The organism is Pseudomonas sp. TMW22090, from assembly GCF_022496665.1.
Taxonomy (GTDB): Bacteria; Pseudomonadota; Gammaproteobacteria; order Pseudomonadales; family Pseudomonadaceae; genus Aquipseudomonas; species Aquipseudomonas gregormendelii.
This window is the reverse complement of sequence record NZ_SCFH01000002.1, coordinates 527,950-545,062: the sequence shown is the minus strand read 5'-3', so window position 1 is coordinate 545,062 and position 17,113 is coordinate 527,950. Positions and strand designations below refer to the sequence as shown.

Genomic DNA, 17,113 nt, shown 5'->3' with positions numbered 1-17,113 from the left:
TCCTCTTACAGGTTGAGTGTCAGGCTGACGGTGAAATTGCGTGGCTCGCCGGGGTTGACCCAGTAGTTGCTGTAGGAGCGCTCGAAGTATTTCTCGTCGAAAAGGTTGTTCAGGTTCAGGCCCACGGTGACGTTTTCGCTGGCCTTGTAATGGGCCAACAGGTCGACGGTGTGGTAGGCCGGCAGTTCGAAATCGCTGCCGGCTTCACCCGAGCGATCACCGACATAGGTGAACGCTGCACCAAGGTCCGAACCGCGCATATGGCCATCCTGAAATTCATAAACACCCAACAGACTGCCGCTGCGTTTGGCCACGCCGGGAATCCGGCTGCCGGTGGGAATCACCTTGTCGCCCTGGGTGACTTCGGCGTCGATGTACGCGAAAGCCCCGATCACTCGCACGGCGTCGGTCATTTGCCCGGTGACTTGCAGGTCGACACCCTGGCTGCGGGCCTTGCCCATGGCGCGGCTGGAATCGGTGGTCGGGTCGAGCGCAAGGACGTTTTCCTTTTCGATATGGAAGGCGGCGAGGGTGGTGCTCAAGCGGTCGTCGAACAGCTCGCTCTTGATCCCGACCTCATAACCGACGCCTTCTTCCGGGTCGAATGATTTGCCGGCGGCGTCCAGCCCGTTGTTCGGCTTGAACGAGGTGGAGGCGTTGGCGAATAACCCCACTTCAGGCGTCAGTTGGTAGAGCAGGCCGGCCCGCTGGGTCAGGGCATCGTGGCGCTGACGGCTGGTCGCGTTGCGGTTGTGATCGTCGATGCTTTGTTCGAAATGCTCAAAGCGCACACCGAGCATGCCGCGCAGTTTTTCTGTGAAAATGATCTGGTCCTGAAGGTTCAGCGCCTGGCTTTCGACATGCTCGAAGAAGTCGGTCCCGGAGCGTGCGCCATCGGGTTTCGGCTGGCCGTAGATCGGTCGATAGATATCGATGGCGTACGGGCCGCCAGCAATCGTCGTCACCCGCTCGTTCTTGCGGTAGTCCTCATACTCGCTGCCGATCAGCACTTCGTGTTGCCAGCTGCCGATGTCGAACAGCCCGCGCAGTTCGAGCTGGGTGATGCTGTCGTGCCAATTGGTATCGCGCTCGCGGTAGCGACGGTTGACGGTGTGGCCGTCGGCGTTCAGGGGACGATTTTCGGAGGCAAAGCCCCAGAGTTTGCCTTCCTTGTAATGACTGGCCAAGCGCAGTTTCCAGCTATCGTTGAGCTGATGTTCGAGTGCGGCTTGCAGCAGATTGTTGTGGTTATCGATGTTGCCGTCGCTGGGTTCGCCAAGGAAGGTCGAACGGGAAACACCGCTCCATTTATTGTTCGGCGCGACGATGCCGCGGTCGAAGGTGGAGCTGTGGCGCACGAATTCGCTCTCCACCAGCAGGCGGGTGTCCGGGTTCAGCTGCCAGCTGAAGGAGGGCGCCACGAACACCCGCTGGCTGTCGACGTGATCGCGAAAACTGTGGTTGTCCTCGACCGCCAGGTTGACCCTCGACAACAGGTTACCGGCTTCGTCCAGCGGCGTGTTCAGGTCCAGCGCAGTGCGATAACGGTCCCAGCTGCCAGCGCTGGTTTCGAGCGTGGTGAACGGCTGGGGTTGGGGTTTCTTGCTGACGATGTTCACTGTGCCACCCGGATCACCACGGCCATACAGGCTGGCAGCCGGACCTTTGAGGACCTCGATGCGTTCGATGTTGGCCACGTCCGGGGTGCTCGGGTAGCCGCGGTTGGCACTGAAACCGTCCTTGTAGAACTCGGAGGTGGTGAAACCACGCACGCTGTATTCGTAGAGGGTCAAGCCGCCGAAGTTGTTCTGCTTCGACACGCCGCCGGCAAAATCCAGGGCGCGCTCGACACGGGTGCTGCCCAGATCCTTGAGCACGCTGGCGGGCACCACACTGATCGATTGCGGGATATCGCGAATCGCGGTGTCGGTCTTGGTCGCACTGGAGGAGCGGGTGGCGCGGTAGCCCGTGACCGGGCCAGTGGCGGATTCGTAGTCAGAGGTGACGCTGATGGCCTCCAGCTCGATGGGGGTGGAATCTTCGGAAAACGCCGGGTCCGCCAGCAGGCCAAGGGCAAGAGTTGTGAAGCAGGCCTTTATTCGAGACGACATGTCAGATTGTTCCAATAGTGATATTGAAACAATATAACATTTCTTTTGTCGGTGTCTGCCACTAACCCGCGATTGGCGGGCTAGTGCTTACTCCTCTTCTTTTTCCTTGGTCGGGGCCGGTGCCGGCGGTGGACGCAGACCGATTTCGGCGGTGAGCTTGATCTCTTTGCCGTTGCGCATCACCTGAATGGTCACCTTGTCCGTCGGCTTTATCCGCGCCACCTGGTTCATCGAGCGGCGGCCGTCGCCGGCTGGTTCGCCGTCGATCGCGAGAATCACGTCGCCCAGTTGCAGGCCGGCTTTCTGCGCCGGGCCATCGCGGAAAATCCCTGCGACCACGATACCCGGGCGCCCCGACAGGCCAAACGACTCGGCCAGTTCCTGGGTCAGGGGCTGTACTTCGATGCCGAGCCAGCCACGAATCACCTGGCCGTGTTCGATGATCGACTTCATCACTTCCATCGCCAGTTTGACCGGGATGGCGAAGCCGATGCCCTGGGAGCCGCCGGACTTGGAGAAGATCGCCGTGTTGATTCCGGTCAGGTTGCCGTTGGCATCGACCAGCGCGCCGCCGGAGTTGCCGGGGTTGATCGCGGCGTCGGTCTGAATGAAGTCTTCGTAGTTGTTCAGGCCCAGCTGGTTACGGCCAGTGGCGCTGATGATGCCCATGGTCACGGTCTGGCCGACCCCGAATGGGTTGCCGATGGCCAGGGCGACGTCGCCGATGCGGATATTGTCAGAGCGCCCGACGGTGATCGACGGGAGGTTCTTGAGGTCGATTTTCAATACCGCGAGATCGGTTTCCGGATCGCTGCCAATCACCCGGGCCAGGGTTTCCCGGCCATCCTTCAGGGCCACGACGATCTGGTCGGCACCGCTGGTGACGTGGTTGTTGGTCAGCAGATAGCCTTCGGGACTCATGATCACGCCCGAACCCAGGCTCGATTCCATGCGTTTCTGCTTGGGCGAGTTGTCGCCGAAGAACCGGCGGAACTGCGGGTCCTCAAACAGCGGGTGGTTCGGTTTGTTGATCACTTTGGTGGTGTAGAGGTTGACCACCGATGGCGCGGCCGTGGTCACCGCGTCGGCATAGGACACCGGACCTTGCTGCACGCTGGTGGTTTGCGGGGCTTGCTGCAGATTCACATCGAGGCTTGGAAGCCCGACCCATTGCGGGTAACGCTGGATGATCAACAGAGCGATAAGCACGCCGGCCAACAGCGGCCAGCCGGAAAAACGCAGCGCCTTGAGCATTAAGCACGTCCTGAAAGGTTGCAGGCGGTATGAGACCGCCCATAATGACGCACATTATACGAGGCCGCGCGCGCCTCTGAACGGGATATTTAGGAGTCTTTTATGGCCGTCGCCCTGAGCACCCTGGTCGAAGAAGCTGACCGTTACCTGAACAGCGCCAGGATTGCCGATTATTGCCCCAATGGGTTGCAGGTCGAAGGTCGACCGCAGGTGATGCGCATCGTCAGTGGCGTCACCGCGAGCCAGGCGCTGCTGGACGCGGCGGTCGAAGCCCAGGCCGACCTGGTGCTGGTGCATCACGGTTATTTCTGGAAGGGCGAGAACCCCTGCGTCACCGGGATGAAGCAGCGTCGGCTGAAAACCCTGCTCAAGCACGACATCAGCCTGTTGGCGTATCACCTGCCACTGGACCTGCACCCGGATGTCGGCAACAACGTCCAGCTCGCGCGTCAGCTGGAGATCACCGTGGAAGGCCCGCTGGATCCGGACAACCTGAAGATCGTCGGGCTGGTCGGCTCCCTCAGCGAGCCGATGACACCCCGGGATTTCGCCCGTCGAGTGCAGGAAGTCATGGGGCGCGAGCCGTTGCTGATCGAAGGCAGCGAGATGATCCGCCGCGTCGGCTGGTGCACCGGCGGCGGCCAGGGCTACATCGACCAGGCGGTGCTGGCCGGCGTTGACCTGTACCTCAGTGGCGAAGCGTCCGAGCAGACCTTCCACAGCGCCCGGGAAAACGACATCAGCTTCATCGCCGCCGGCCACCATGCAACCGAGCGTTACGGCGTGCAGGCGCTGGGCGACTACCTGGCGCGACGCTTTGCGCTGGACCACATCTTCATCGATTGCCCCAACCCGATCTGATTGAATCGCAATGCCTTGCGTAGGAGCTGCCGAAGGCTGCGATCTTTTGATCTTAAAAAAACAACGTCAAAAGATCGCAGCCTTCGGCAGCTCCTACAGGGGGGTGTGCCAATCAGCCAGGCGTGGTGGCGGCCAAACGCGGGGGTATATTCATATACCCTTTCGATCTAGCCAGCGTCCTGATTAGAAGAGGTCGCTGTGCTAGGATTCCCCGCTCGAACACGGCCCGCTGGCCGTCCATAAGATCGTTTTCGTGAGTAGCCATGGTCGACAAACTGACGCATCTGAAACAGCTGGAGGCCGAAAGCATCCACATCATCCGCGAGGTCGCCGCCGAGTTCGATAACCCGGTGATGCTGTACTCCGTCGGTAAAGACTCCGCCGTGATGCTGCACCTTGCGCGCAAGGCATTCTTCCCGGGCAAGCTGCCGTTCCCGGTCATGCACGTGGACACCCGGTGGAAGTTCAAGGAAATGTACGCGTTCCGCGACCGCATGGTCGAAGAACTCGGCCTCGACCTGCTGGTGCACGTAAACCCCGATGGCGTCGCGCAGGGCATCAACCCGCTGACCCACGGCAGTGCCAAGCACACCGACATCATGAAGACCGAAGGCCTCAAGCAGGCCCTCGACAAATACGGCTTCGACGCCGCCTTCGGTGGTGCCCGTCGCGACGAAGAAAAATCCCGCGCCAAAGAGCGCGTGTATTCCTTCCGCGATACCAAGCACCGCTGGGACCCGAAAAACCAGCGCCCGGAGCTGTGGAACGTCTATAACGGCAACGTCAACAAGGGCGAATCCATTCGTGTGTTCCCGTTGTCGAACTGGACCGAACTGGACATCTGGCAGTACATCTACCTCGAAGGCATCCCGATCGTGCCGCTGTATTTCGCCGCCGAGCGCGACGTCATCGAGATGAATGGCACCTGGATCATGATCGACGACGAACGCCTGCTCAATCACCTGAGCGACGAAGACAAGGCGCGCATCGTCAAGAAGAAAGTCCGTTTCCGCACACTGGGTGACTACCCGCTGACCGGTGCGGTCGAGTCCGAGGCCACCAGCCTGACCGACATCATTCAGGAAATGCTCCTGACGCGAACTTCCGAACGCCAGGGCCGGGTCATCGACCACGATGGCGCAGGCTCGATGGAAGAAAAGAAACGTCAGGGTTATTTCTAAGGGGTTGTCATGTCGCACGTATCTGATTTGATCAGCGAGGACATCCTCGCCTACCTGGGCCAGCACGAACGCAAGGAAATGCTGCGCTTCCTGACCTGTGGCAACGTCGACGACGGCAAGAGCACCCTGATCGGGCGCCTGCTGCACGACTCCAAGATGATCTACGAAGATCATCTGGAAGCCATCACCCGCGACTCGAAAAAAGTCGGCACCACTGGCGAAGACATCGACCTGGCATTGCTGGTCGACGGCCTGCAGGCCGAGCGTGAGCAGGGCATCACCATCGATGTCGCCTACCGCTATTTCTCCACAGCCAAGCGCAAATTCATCATCGCCGATACCCCGGGCCATGAGCAGTACACGCGCAACATGGCCACCGGTGCGTCCACCTGTGACCTGGCGATCATCCTGGTTGATGCCCGCTACGGCGTGCAGACCCAGACCCGTCGCCACAGCTTCATCGCCTCGTTACTGGGCATCAAGCACATCGTGGTCGCCATCAACAAGATGGACCTCAATGGCTTCGACGAAAGCGTGTTCGAGTCGATCAAGGCCGATTACCTGAAGTTTGCCGAAGGTATCGCCTTCAAACCGACCACCATGGCCTTCGTGCCGATGTCCGCTCTCAAGGGCGACAACGTGGTGAACAAATCCGAGCGCTCGCCGTGGTACACCGGCCAGTCGCTGATGGAAATTCTCGAAACCGTCGAAATCGCCAACGACCGCAACTACACCGACCTGCGTTTCCCGGTGCAGTACGTCAACCGTCCGAACCTGAACTTCCGTGGTTTCGCCGGCACCCTGGCCAGCGGCGTTGTGCACAAGGGCGATGAAGTCGTTGTGCTGCCGTCGGGCAAGAGCAGCCGTGTGAAATCCATCGTCACCTTCGAGGGTGAACTGGAGCACGCCGGTCCTGGTCAGGCGGTAACGCTGACCATGGAAGACGAGATCGATATCTCCCGCGGCGACCTGCTGGTGCACGCCGACAACCTGCCGCAAGTCACTGACGCTTTCGACGCCATGCTGGTGTGGATGGCGGAAGAGCCGATGCTGCCGGGCAAGAAATACGACATCAAGCGCGCCACCACCTACGTGCCGGGTTCGATCACCAGCATCGTTAACCGTGTTGACGTGAACACCCTGGAAGAGGGCCCTGCCAGCTCGTTGCAACTGAACGAGATCGGTCGGGTCAAGGTCAGCCTCGACGCGGAGATCGCGCTGGACGGTTACGCCAGCAACCGCACCACGGGTTCGTTCATCGTCATCGACCGCCTGACCAATGGCACAGTTGCCGCCGGCATGATCATTGCCCAGCCGTTGGCTCATGGCAGCAGCACGCACCACGGCAAACTGGCTCACGTGGCCACCGAAGAACGCGCCCAGCGCTTCGGCCAGCAACCGGCAACCGTGTTGTTCAGCGGGCTGTCGGGCGCGGGCAAAAGCACCCTGGCCTATGCGGTTGAACGCAAGTTGTTCGACATGGGCCGTGCGGTGTTCGTACTGGATGGCCAGAACCTGCGTCACGACCTGAACAAGGGTCTGCCACAGGATCGCGCCGGGCGCACCGAGAACTGGCGCCGTGCCGCACACGTTGCGCGTCAGTTCAACGAAGCCGGCCTGCTGACCCTCGCCGCATTCGTTGCACCGAGCGCCGAAGGCCGCGAACAGGCCAAGGACCTGATCGGCAAGGAGCGCCTGCTGACAGTCTATGTCCAGGCCTCGCCAGCGGTCTGCGCCGAGCGTGACCCGCAAGGCCTGTATGCTGCGGCAGGTGACAACATCCCGGGCGAATCCTTCCCGTACGACGTGCCGCTGGATGCCGACCTCGTGGTCGATACCCAGTCGTTGTCGCTGGAAGAAAGCGTCAAGCAAGTGCTGGATCTGCTGCGTCAGCGCGGCGCGATCTAAGCGTCAGTTGCTGCAATAAAAAACCCGCCGATGAGTGATCATCCGGCGGGTTTTTTGTTTCGGGTCGACTCGGTCAACTGTGGGAGCGAGCCCGCTGGCGATTGCGGTGTTTCAGTCAACCCATCTGCTGAATGTGAATCCGCTATCGCCAGCAGGCTGGCTCCAACAGGAGATCAGTGTTTGACTGGATATTTGCGATGCATCTGCTCCAACAGTGCATCCTTGTCTTCCCAGAGCTGATTGATCCACCCCTGAAACTGCAACCGGTACTCCCCATCCTGCTCATAATTCTTGCCGATGAACTCCGGCGGAATTTTCAGCTCCTGGAAGTGCACCACCACATCCTGCACGTTCCCGCACAACAGATCCCAATACCCCGGACGCCCGCCAGGATAGTGGATGGTCACGTTGACGATCGACTCCAGCTGCTCACCCATCGCATCCAGCACGAACGCAATGCCGCCGGCCTTGGGTTTTAGCAGGTATTTGAAGGGTGATTTCTGCTGCGCGTGTTTACCCTCGGTAAAGCGCGTGCCTTCGGCGAAGTTGAACATGCCTACCGGGTAGTTGCGAAATTTTGCGCAGGTCTTGCGGGTGGTTTCCAGGTCTTTGCCTTTCTTCTCCGGGTGCTTTTCCAGGTAGGCCTTGGAGTAGCGCTTCATGAACGGGAAGCCCAGGGCCCACCATGCCAGACCGATCACCGGGACCCAGATCAGTTCCTGCTTGAGAAAGAACTTCAGCGGCTGGATGCGGCGGTTGAGCACGTACTGCAGCACCATGATGTCGACCCAGCTCTGGTGGTTGCTGGTGATCAGGTAGGAGTGCTGATAGTCCAGGCCTTCCAGGCCGCTGAGGTGCCAGCGGGTGCGGCAGACCAGGTTCATCCAGGATTTGTTGTTGCTGATCCAGGCTTCATGGGTATGGCTCATCAGCCAGCGCGTGAAGCGCTGGGTGATGGCAAAGGGCAGCACCTTGAAGATCGCCACGCAGAACAGGAACGAGCACAGCAGGATGGTATTGAGCGCCAGCAATAGCGAGGCGATCACGCCGCGCACGGCGGCAGGCAGGAAACCCAGCATTTAAAGATCCATTGGTCGGTTGGCGGCTTGGATCGCGGTCAACGCGATGGTGTAGACGATGTCGTCGACCTGCGCGCCGCGCGGCAGGTCGTTCACCGGTTTGCGCAGGCCTTGCAGCATCGGCCCGAGGCTGACGCAGTCGGCGCTGCGCTGCACGGCTTTGTGTGTGGTGTTGCCGGTGTTCAGGTCGGGAAACACGAACACCGTGGCGCGACCGGCGACCTGGCTGTTAGGCGCCAGTTGCCGGGCCACGGTTTCGTTGGCGGCAGCGTCGTACTGCAGGGGGCCATCGATCAGCAGCGAGTTCTGCTGTTCGTGGGCGAGCAATGTCGCTTCGCGGACTTTCTCGACTTCTTCACCGCTGGCGGATTCGCCGCTGGAATAGCTGATCATCGCCACCCGCGGAGTGATGCCGAAAGCCGCCGCCGAGTCGGCACTTTGCAGAGCGATCTCGGCCAGTTCGCTGGCGCTCGGGTGCGGGTTCATCACGCAGTCGCCGTAGACCAGCACCTCTTCCGGAAACAACATAAAGAACACCGATGACACCAGGGTGCAGCCCGGCGCGGTCTTGATCAGCTGCAGGGCGGGGCGGATGGTGTTGGCGGTGGAGTGGATGACCCCGGACACCAGGCCGTCGACCTCGTCCAGCGCCAGCATCATGGTGCCGATCACCACGGTGTCTTCCAGTTGCTGCTCGGCCATCGGCGCGTTGAGGCTTTTGCTTTTACGCAGTGCGACCATCGGCTCGACATAGCGCTCGCGGATCAAGTCCGGGTCGAGAATTTCCAACCCCGGCGGCAGCTCTATACCGTGCGCACGGGCCACGGCTTCGACGTCTGCGGGCTTGGCCAGGAGCACGCAACGGGCGATGCCGCGGGCCTGGCAGATGGCAGCCGCCTGTACGGTCAACGGCTCGCTGCCCTCAGGCAATACGATGCGCTTGTTAGCGGCCTGGGCGCGCTGGATCAGTTGATAGCGGAACACTGCCGGCGACAGGCGCATTTCCCGCGGAGTACCGCAGCGCTGGTGCAGCCAGTTGGCGTCGAGGTGGCTGGCGACGAAGTCGGTGATGATCTCCGCGCGCTCGCGGTCGTCGATCGGGATCTCCTTGTTCAGGCCGTTCAACTGGTTGGCAGTGTCGTATGAACCGGTGCTCACCGACAGCACGGGCAGGCCGGCCTGCAAGGCGCCGCGGCACAAGTCCATGATGCGCGGGTCGGGCAGGGTGTCGCTGGTCAGCAGCAGGCCGGCCAGCGGTACGCCGTTCATGGCGGCGAGGCTGACGGCGAGGATGATGTCGTCGCGGTCGCCCGGGGTGACCACCAGCACCCCGGGCTTGAGCAGCTCGACAGTGTTGCGCATGGTTCGCGCGCAGATGATGATTTTGCTCATGCGCCGGGTTTCGTAATCCCCGGCGTTGAGAATCTGCGCGCCCATCAGGTCGGCGACGTCGCGGGTGCGGGGGGCGTTGAGTTCCGGCTGGAACGGGATGCACCCGAGCAGTTTGAAATCACCGCTGCGCAGCAATGGCGAATGTTCTTTCAGGCGCGAGGCGAAGACTTCCATGCTTTCGTCGGTCTTGACCTTGTTGAGGATGACGCCGAGGACTTTCGGGTCCTTGGGGCCACCAAACAACTGCGCCTGCAATTCCACACGGCCGGACAGTTCGGTGAGGACTTCGTTTTCCGGCGCCGAGACCAGGATCACGTCGGCGTCCAGGCTCTTGGCCAGGTGCAGATTGACTCGCGCAGCGTAGCTGGCACTGCGGGTCGGGACCATGCCTTCGACGATGAGCACGTCCTTGCCGATCGCTGCCTGTTGATAGAGCGTGATGATTTCTTCGAGTAGCTCATCGAGCTGACCGTCGCCCAGCATGCGTTCGACGTGGGCCAGGCCCAGCGGCTGGGGCGGTTTGAGGCCATGGGTACGCGCCACCAGTTCAGTGGAGCGTTCAGGCCCGGTGTCGCCCGGGTGTGGTTGGGCGATCGGTTTGAAAAAGCCGACCTTGAGACCGGCTCGCTCAAGGGTGCGCACCAGCCCGAGGCTGATGGAGGTCAGACCCACACCAAAATCGGTAGGTGCGATAAAAAAAGTTTGCATGCGGATTCTCTAAGGGAGCGCAGGGGTGACCTTCTATTTTTGAAGGTCTACCGACATTCAGTCGCCAAGGTTATCGCTAACCGGGCCTTGTGCGCACCAACCGCACGCAAAGGGCTGGCCTATTTTTTCAGTGCGCTGCACCGGGTCCATGACCCAGGCCCGGGATTGCCATGGCGGCTGGTGGCGCAGGTGCTGGGTGTGGCCGCAGGAAAGCTCGGCCACCCAATGCCCGTCCTCGTCCTGGTGGAAACCTGTGACCCTGGAGTCCTGCATCGTCATCCGTCTGTCCGGGTTGTGTTCGCTTTCGGGCGATTGCTTCGCTAAACTTGGCCTTTCTATATTCTTCTGCAAAAGGTCTCGCCCCATGCTGATCGCCGCCAATAAGGCTGTCTCCATCGACTATACCCTGACCAACGACGCTGGTGAGGTCATCGACAGCTCCGCCGGCGGCGCGCCGCTGGTTTACCTGCAAGGCGCAGGCAATATCATTCCAGGCCTGGAAAAAGCCCTGGAAGGCAAGGCAGTTGGTGATGAACTGACCGTTGCCGTTGAACCTGAAGACGCTTACGGCGAGTACGCTGCCGAACTGGTCAGCACCCTGAGCCGCAGCATGTTCGAAGGCGTCGACGAACTGGAAGTGGGCATGCAGTTCCACGCTTCCGCTCCGGACGGCCAGATGCAGATCGTCACCATTCGCGATCTGGACGGCGACGACGTGACTGTCGACGGCAACCACCCGTTGGCCGGTCAGCGCCTGAATTTCCAGGTCAAGATCATCGACATCCGTGACGCCAGCCAGGAAGAAGTTGCCCATGGTCACGTCCATGGCGAAGGTGGTCATCACCACTGATTTTCTGCGCTAAGCTCAGAGAACTGGAGAGGCGCCCGAGGGCGCCTTTTTTAGTCCGCGGTTGTCCATGGCAGCGCCGCCAGGTAGCTGTTTCGAGAAGAACACGGGAATTTGGAGTTCGTCATGAGCGCTTTTCACGACCTTAAATTGACAGCCCTGGATGGTCAGGAGCTACCGCTGGCGCCTTTCAAAGGGCGCGTCGTGCTGGTGGTGAACGTTGCCTCCAAATGTGGCCTGACTCCGCAATACGCGGCGCTGGAAAACCTTTACCAGCAGTACAAGGACAAAGGTTTCAGCGTGCTCGGGCTGCCGTGCAACCAGTTCGCCGGACAGGAACCGGGGACTGAGCAGGAGATCCAGGAATTCTGCAGTCTGAACTATGGCGTGACGTTTCCGTTGTCCAGCAAGCTGGAAGTGAACGGGCACGATCGTCATCAGTTGTATCGCCTGCTGGCGGGCGAGGGGGCAGAGTTTCCAGGGGACATCACCTGGAACTTCGAGAAATTCCTGCTGGGCAAGGACGGCCGCGTGCTGGCGCGGTTCTCACCGCGCACGGCGCCGGATGATCCAACGATTGTTCATGCGATTGAAAAAGCTCTGAGCTGAAAAAGAAAAATCAAAAGATCGTCCGAACGCGGCCCGAGCGTTCGGACGATCTTTTGATTCTGCCTTCTGACCCTAAATCACCAAAATCAATAATGCTTCCAATGGCTCGGCGCTCTCAATATTATCGCCGTCATAAAGCCTATCCCCCGTGGAGCGTCCTCATGCCCGTCAAAGCCCTGTTCAAACCGTTCCACCTCGGCACTCTCCAATTGCCGACCCGCGTCGTCATGGCGCCAATGACTCGGTCGTTCTCCCCAGGTGGCGTGCCCAATTCAAAGGTGATCGAGTACTACCGTCGTCGCGCTGCCGCCGGCGTTGGCCTGATCATCACCGAAGGCACCACGGTCGGGCACAAGGCCTCCAATGGCTACCCGAACGTGCCGCACTTCTATGGTGAGGCGGCATTGGCCGGCTGGAAGAAAGTGGTCGATGCGGTGCACGCCGAAGGCGGCAAGATCGTGCCTCAGCTGTGGCATGTCGGCAGTGTGCGGCGCACCGGCACCGAGCCGGACGCCAGCGTGCCGGGCTACGGTCCCTCGGAAAAGCTGAAGGACGGTCAGGTCGTGGTTCACGGCATGAGCAAACAGGACATCCAGGACGTCATCGGCGCATTTGCCCAGGCGGCCAAGGATGCACAAAGCATTGGCATGGACGGCGTGGAAATCCACGGGGCCCACGGCTATCTGGTCGATCAGTTCTTCTGGGAGGGCAGCAACCAGCGCACCGACGAGTACGGTGGCAGCCTGGCCAATCGTTCGCGCTTTGCCATCGAATTGATTCAAGCGGTGCGTGCAGCGGTCGGTGAAGGCTTCCCGATCATCTTCCGCTTCTCCCAGTGGAAGCAGCAGGACTACACCGCGCGCCTGGTGCAGACCCCGCAAGCGCTGGGTGAATTCCTCCAGCCGCTGTCCGACGCCGGCGTGGATATTTTCCATTGCTCGACGCGCCGTTTCTGGGAGCCGGAGTTCGACGGGTCCGAACTGAACCTGGCAGGCTGGGCTCGCAAACTCACTGGCAAACCGACCATCACCGTGGGCAGCGTGGGCCTGGATGGCGAGTTCCTGCAATTCATGGTCAACACCGACAAGATCGCTCAGCCTGCCAGCCTGGAAAAGCTGCTGGAACGCTTGAACAACGATGAGTTTGACCTGGTGGCGGTAGGGCGCGCGCTGCTGGTGGATCCGGACTGGGCGCAGAAAGTGCGCGATGGGCGTGAGGAAGATATCCTGCCGTTCAGCCGTGAGGCGTTGATGACGCTGGTTTAAGCGTCAACCGGGAAGGCCCCATCGCCAGCAGGCTGGCTCCCACAGGTTTTGTGTACACCGCAGACCCCTGTGAACCAGCAAGCTGGCTTTAACAGGTTTTGTGTACACCGCAACCCCTGTGAACCAGCAGGCTGGCTTTAACAGGTTTTGAGTACACCGCAGACCCCTGTGAACCAGCAAGCTGGCTTTAACAGGTTTTGTGTACACCGCAGACCCCTGTGAACCAGCAGGCTGGCTTTAACAGGTTTTGTGTACACCGCAGACCCCTGTGAACCAGCAGGCTGGCTGTAACAGGTTTTGTGTACACCGCAGACCCCTGTGAACCAGCAAGCTGGCTTTAACAGGTTTTGTGTACACCGCAGACCCCTGTGAACCAGCAGGCTGGCTTTAACAGGTTTTGAGTACACCGCAGACCCCTTGTGGGAGCCAGCCTGCTGGCGATGACTGACTCAATGTCACCCTGGGCTCAGGGTGAGGTTGGTGCATTTGGCACCACGTGCTCCCCCTCACAAGCCCCCCGCAACTGCCCCTCAAACTGCTCGATAATCGCCGGCCAGCCCTGGCGACTGGCATGCTGCCTGGCGTTCAGACGCACGCAGCGCAACGTCTCGCGCTCCTCCAGCAACCATGCCGCCGCATCGCAAAACGCATCTTCATCCCCAGGCATCGCCAGCACCCCGTTGTAGCCATGACGAATATGCTGGGCCGCCGCAGCTTGATCGTACGCCACCACGCCCAGGCCCGAAGCCAGCGCTTCCAGTACTACATTGCCGAAGGTCTCGGTCATGCTCGGAAACAGAAACACATCCCCCGATGCGTAGTGACTGGCCAGCACTTCCCCGCGCTGGGCACCGCAGAAGATCGCCTGTGGCAGTTCCTTCTCGAGCGCAGCCCGTTGCGGGCCGTCACCGATCACGATCAGTTTCAGATTCTTCTGTGGATAACTCGCCTTCAAGGTATCGAAACACCGCTTGAGCAGGCCCAGGTTCTTCTCCGGCGCCAGGCGACCGACATGGATCACGGCGATGTCGCGCTCGGCCAGGCCCCACTGTTCACGCAGCGTCGGCAAGCGCCGGGTCGGATGAAACAACTGGCTGTCGACCCCGCGGGACAGTAACGCCAACCGCTCGAAATGCCGACGCTCCAGCTCCATGCGCTGACTCACACTGGGCACCAGCGTCAGGCTCGAACGGTTGTGAAACCAGCGCAGGTAGTGAGTCAGCAGGCGGGTCAGCAGGCCAAAGCCATACTGGCTGGAGTACTGCTGGAAATTGGTGTGAAACCCGCTGACCACCGCAATGCCCAGGCGGCGTGCAGCACGCAGCGCGGACAATCCCAGCGGTCCTTCCGTAGCGATGTAGAGCACATCCGGGCGATGGTGCTGCCAGCGCCGCAGCAACTTGTGCATCGACGACTGCCCCCACTGCAACCCTGGATAACCCGGTAGCGGCCAGCCCCGGCACAGCAGCAACTCATCGTCGCCCACCATTTGCCGGTCGCCATTCTGGCGTGGCCGCACCAGCTCCACGCGATGGCCGCGCGCGCGCAAACCGTCGCACAAGCGGCCAAGGGTGTTGGCCACGCCGTTGATTTCGGGAGGGAAGGTTTCGGTGATCAGGGTGATATGCAGAGCTGTCGTCATGACCCCAGTGTCGGCTGGGGCCATGTCGTCGGTGTGACGGAGAAATGATGGATTTGTGAACAGTCAGCGCTGGGTCACCAGGTTTTCCGCGCCACGTTCACGCACCCAGAACAACGTGGCGCCCGCGACGGCCGCCGGCATCATCAGGATATTGACCACCGGAATCAGCAGCATCAGGTAAACACTGCCGCCAAAACTCATGCTCTGCCAGCGCTTTTCGCGCAGCCAGGCAAGCATCTCGTTCCAGCCCAGCTTGTGGTTATCCGCCGGGTAGTCGATGTACTGGATCGCCATCATCCACACCCCGAACAGCAACCACAACGGCGCGGCGATGATGTTGACCACCGGGATGAACGACAGGATGAACAGCCCGAGCGCCCGTGGCAGGAAGTAGCCGAGCTTGCGCATTTCCCGGGCCAGGGTGCGCGGGATCATGGCGATCAGCTCACCCCAGCTGAAAGCGGGGAAGTCGTCGGTGCCGCGCACCACCACTTCGACTTTTTCCGCAAGGAAGCCGTTAAAGGGGGCCGCGATGATGTTGGCCAGCATGGTGAAGGTGAAAAACACCATCAACACCACCAGCACGACAAAAATCGGCCACAGGATGTAACTGAGGAAACTCAGCCACTCGGGTAATGATGGCATCAGCGTATCAACCCACAGGCTGAACTGATGGCTGGCCAGGTAGATCAATCCGACGAACAGTATCAGGTTGATCATCAGCGGCAACAGCACGAACAGACGCAGGCCGGGGCTCAGGACCAGCTTGAGGCCTTCACGCAGGTATTGCGGGCCAGAGAGAACGGGGGCGGGCATAAGGGGCTCCGAGCTAGGGGAAACGCGCCGACCTTACCGGCTTTGCCCGGGAGGCGAAAGCGCCGTGGCAGCCACGACATCAGCTTTAACAAATTAGTCTATACAGTCGCGGTACCGGATAGAGACCACCTATGAGCTGGATTGTTATTGCGTATTTCCTTAATCTTCGCCCCCTCGATAAGCTGCACCCATTCTTTTTACAGGACTGTCGAGCCCAAGCCTTCCCCAAGTGCTTTCAACGGTCCTTTTTAATTCCCGCCGGCAACCCGGCGTTCCGCGCCAGTTGTTTGGGCCGGTCAACAGGAGCAGGTCATGTCTGAAGTCCGTCATTCGCGAGTGATTATTCTTGGTTCCGGCCCTGCCGGTTACAGCGCAGCGGTCTATGCCGCCCGGGCCAACCTCAAGCCACTGCTGATCACCGGCATGCAGGCTGGCGGTCAGCTGACCACCACCACCGAAGTCGACAACTGGCCGGGCGATGTCCACGGCCTGACCGGCCCGGCGTTGATGGAACGTATGAAAGAACACGCCGAGCGCTTCGAGACCGAGATCGTCTTCGATCACATCAATGCCGTGGACTTTGCTTCCAAGCCTTACAGCCTGACTGGCGACAGCGGGACTTACACCTGCGACGCCCTGATCATCGCCACTGGCGCCAGCGCTCGTTACCTGGGCCTGCCGTCGGAAGAAGCGTTCATGGGCAAGGGCGTTTCGGCCTGCGCTACCTGCGACGGTTTCTTCTACCGCAACAAGCCAGTGGCGGTAGTGGGCGGTGGCAACACTGCGGTGGAAGAAGCGCTGTACCTGGCCAACATCGCCAGCACCGTGACCCTGGTCCACCGTCGCGAAACCTTCCGCGCCGAGAAGATCCTGATCGACAAGCTGAACGCTCGCGTTGCCGAAGGCAAGATCGTGCTGAAGCTGAACTCGACGCTCGACGAAGTGCTGGGCGACAACATGGGCGTGACCGGTGCGCGCCTTAAGAACAACGACGGCAGCTTCGACGAACTGAAAGTCGACGGCGTGTTCATCGCTATCGGCCATACGCCGAACACTTCGCTGTTCGAAGGCCAGTTGACCATGAAAGATGGTTACCTGGTGGTGCAGGGCGGCCGTGAAGGCAACGCTACAGCGACCAACCTCGAAGGTATCTTCGCGGCTGGCGACGTGGCCGACCACGTCTACCGCCAGGCCATCACCTCCGCCGGTGCCGGCTGCATGGCGGCACTGGATGCCGAGCGCTACCTGGACGACCTGCAGAACGCCAAGTTCTGAGAGCGTTGAAATGAAAAAACCGGCTTCGGCCGGTTTTTTTGTTCGTGGATCCTGTCAACACCCAACTGTAGGAGCGAGCTTGCTCGCGGAAAACCTCCATGCGACACGTTTATCCAGCAAGCCCACATCATCGTTGAGGTCCATCGCGAGCAAGCTTGCTCCTAC

General features: G+C 60.6%; 14 protein-coding genes. 7 read left to right on the top strand and 7 right to left on the bottom strand.

Features of this window, described 5'->3' with window-relative positions:
- Positions 1–5: 5 nt before the first annotated feature.
- Positions 6–2,111 (bottom strand): TonB-dependent receptor, encoded by a 2,106-nt coding sequence (locus tag EQV97_RS08615; RefSeq protein ID WP_240888822.1) that lies wholly within the window; start codon positions 2,109–2,111, stop codon positions 6–8.
- A gap of 87 nt (positions 2,112–2,198) precedes the next feature.
- Positions 2,199–3,365 (bottom strand): Do family serine endopeptidase AlgW, encoded by a 1,167-nt coding sequence (algW, locus tag EQV97_RS08610; protein WP_240888821.1) that lies wholly within the window; start codon positions 3,363–3,365, stop codon positions 2,199–2,201.
- A 102-nt stretch (positions 3,366–3,467) separates the two neighbouring features.
- On the opposite strand from algW, the gene EQV97_RS08605 reads away from it, so the two are divergent.
- From EQV97_RS08605 to cysN, 3 genes are all read left to right on the top strand, one after another.
- A complete protein-coding gene (locus EQV97_RS08605; RefSeq protein WP_122837524.1) occupies positions 3,468–4,226 on the top strand; it encodes a Nif3-like dinuclear metal center hexameric protein in 759 nt (252 codons plus the stop codon).
- A 263-nt stretch (positions 4,227–4,489) separates the two neighbouring features.
- Positions 4,490–5,407 carry a sulfate adenylyltransferase subunit CysD gene (gene cysD / locus EQV97_RS08600; protein ID WP_010463281.1) on the top strand — a complete coding sequence of 306 codons (918 nt, stop codon included), beginning with the start codon at positions 4,490–4,492 and terminating at the stop codon, positions 5,405–5,407.
- A gap of 9 nt (positions 5,408–5,416) precedes the next feature.
- The gene (gene cysN / locus EQV97_RS08595) at positions 5,417–7,315 is read left to right on the top strand and encodes a sulfate adenylyltransferase subunit CysN (protein ID WP_045061437.1); all 1,899 of its coding nucleotides are present in this window, start codon (positions 5,417–5,419) and stop codon (positions 7,313–7,315) included.
- A 173-nt stretch (positions 7,316–7,488) separates the two neighbouring features.
- Here the strand turns inward: cysN and EQV97_RS08590 are convergent, their stop codons facing one another.
- Genes EQV97_RS08590 through EQV97_RS08580 form a run of 3 tightly spaced genes read right to left on the bottom strand, consistent with a single transcriptional unit; the run spans position 7,489 to position 10,890 of the window.
- A complete protein-coding gene (locus EQV97_RS08590; protein WP_240888820.1) occupies positions 7,489–8,394 on the bottom strand; it encodes an acyltransferase in 906 nt (301 codons plus the stop codon).
- Positions 8,395–10,494, bottom strand: coding sequence for a phosphate acetyltransferase (gene pta / locus EQV97_RS08585; protein ID WP_122837527.1), 2,100 nt, complete (start codon positions 10,492–10,494; stop codon positions 8,395–8,397).
- A 57-nt stretch (positions 10,495–10,551) separates the two neighbouring features.
- Positions 10,552–10,890, bottom strand: coding sequence for a DUF3565 domain-containing protein (locus EQV97_RS08580; RefSeq protein WP_122837528.1), 339 nt, complete (start codon positions 10,888–10,890; stop codon positions 10,552–10,554).
- On the opposite strand from EQV97_RS08580, the gene EQV97_RS08575 reads away from it, so the two are divergent.
- The 3 genes from EQV97_RS08575 (at position 10,859) to EQV97_RS08565 (ending at position 13,215) form a co-directional block, all read left to right on the top strand.
- Positions 10,859–11,344, top strand: a complete 486-nt coding sequence (locus EQV97_RS08575) for a peptidylprolyl isomerase (protein ID WP_045061434.1) — start codon at positions 10,859–10,861, stop codon at positions 11,342–11,344. The genes EQV97_RS08580 and EQV97_RS08575 overlap by 32 nt on opposite strands.
- 123 nt (positions 11,345–11,467) lie before the next feature.
- Positions 11,468–11,950 carry a glutathione peroxidase gene (locus EQV97_RS08570; RefSeq protein ID WP_122837529.1) on the top strand — a complete coding sequence of 161 codons (483 nt, stop codon included), beginning with the start codon at positions 11,468–11,470 and terminating at the stop codon, positions 11,948–11,950.
- 161 nt (positions 11,951–12,111) lie between these two features.
- Complete coding sequence (locus tag EQV97_RS08565; protein ID WP_240888819.1) at positions 12,112–13,215, top strand: NADH:flavin oxidoreductase; 1,104 nt, start codon at positions 12,112–12,114, stop codon at positions 13,213–13,215.
- Between the two features lie 466 nt (positions 13,216–13,681).
- Here the strand turns inward: EQV97_RS08565 and EQV97_RS08560 are convergent, their stop codons facing one another.
- Together EQV97_RS08560 and cysZ are read right to left on the bottom strand one after the other, a co-directional pair.
- Complete coding sequence (locus EQV97_RS08560; protein WP_225570928.1) at positions 13,682–14,881, bottom strand: glycosyltransferase family 1 protein; 1,200 nt, start codon at positions 14,879–14,881, stop codon at positions 13,682–13,684.
- Between the two features lie 39 nt (positions 14,882–14,920).
- Positions 14,921–15,673: a sulfate transporter CysZ gene (gene cysZ, locus EQV97_RS08555; RefSeq protein WP_122837532.1), complete on the bottom strand. Its 753-nt coding sequence runs from the start codon at positions 15,671–15,673 to the stop codon at positions 14,921–14,923.
- A 312-nt stretch (positions 15,674–15,985) separates the two neighbouring features.
- On the opposite strand from cysZ, the gene trxB reads away from it, so the two are divergent.
- Positions 15,986–16,948 (top strand): thioredoxin-disulfide reductase, encoded by a 963-nt coding sequence (gene trxB / locus EQV97_RS08550; protein WP_122837533.1) that lies wholly within the window; start codon positions 15,986–15,988, stop codon positions 16,946–16,948.
- Positions 16,949–17,113: the final 165 nt, after the last annotated feature.

Bases quoted from the DNA above. Each gene is read 5' to 3' on its own strand.
- pta (WP_122837527.1), bottom strand. From the start codon at position 10,494: ATGCAAACTTTTTTTATCGCACCTACCGATTTTGGTGTGGGTCTGACC.
- trxB (WP_122837533.1), top strand. From the start codon at position 15,986: ATGTCTGAAGTCCGTCATTCGCGAGTGATTATTCTTGGTTCCGGCCCT.
- EQV97_RS08560 (WP_225570928.1), bottom strand. From the start codon at position 14,881: ATGGCCCCAGCCGACACTGGGGTCATGACGACAGCTCTGCATATCACC.
- cysN (WP_045061437.1), top strand. From the start codon at position 5,417: ATGTCGCACGTATCTGATTTGATCAGCGAGGACATCCTCGCCTACCTG.
- EQV97_RS08580 (WP_122837528.1), bottom strand. From the start codon at position 10,890: ATGGAGACAGCCTTATTGGCGGCGATCAGCATGGGGCGAGACCTTTTG.
- algW (WP_240888821.1), bottom strand. From the start codon at position 3,365: ATGCTCAAGGCGCTGCGTTTTTCCGGCTGGCCGCTGTTGGCCGGCGTG.
- cysZ (WP_122837532.1), bottom strand. From the start codon at position 15,673: ATGCCCGCCCCCGTTCTCTCTGGCCCGCAATACCTGCGTGAAGGCCTC.
- EQV97_RS08570 (WP_122837529.1), top strand. From the start codon at position 11,468: ATGAGCGCTTTTCACGACCTTAAATTGACAGCCCTGGATGGTCAGGAG.
- EQV97_RS08605 (WP_122837524.1), top strand. From the start codon at position 3,468: ATGGCCGTCGCCCTGAGCACCCTGGTCGAAGAAGCTGACCGTTACCTG.
- EQV97_RS08615 (WP_240888822.1), bottom strand. From the start codon at position 2,111: ATGTCGTCTCGAATAAAGGCCTGCTTCACAACTCTTGCCCTTGGCCTG.
- cysD (WP_010463281.1), top strand. From the start codon at position 4,490: ATGGTCGACAAACTGACGCATCTGAAACAGCTGGAGGCCGAAAGCATC.
- EQV97_RS08575 (WP_045061434.1), top strand. From the start codon at position 10,859: ATGCTGATCGCCGCCAATAAGGCTGTCTCCATCGACTATACCCTGACC.
- EQV97_RS08590 (WP_240888820.1), bottom strand. From the start codon at position 8,394: ATGCTGGGTTTCCTGCCTGCCGCCGTGCGCGGCGTGATCGCCTCGCTA.
- EQV97_RS08565 (WP_240888819.1), top strand. From the start codon at position 12,112: ATGCCCGTCAAAGCCCTGTTCAAACCGTTCCACCTCGGCACTCTCCAA.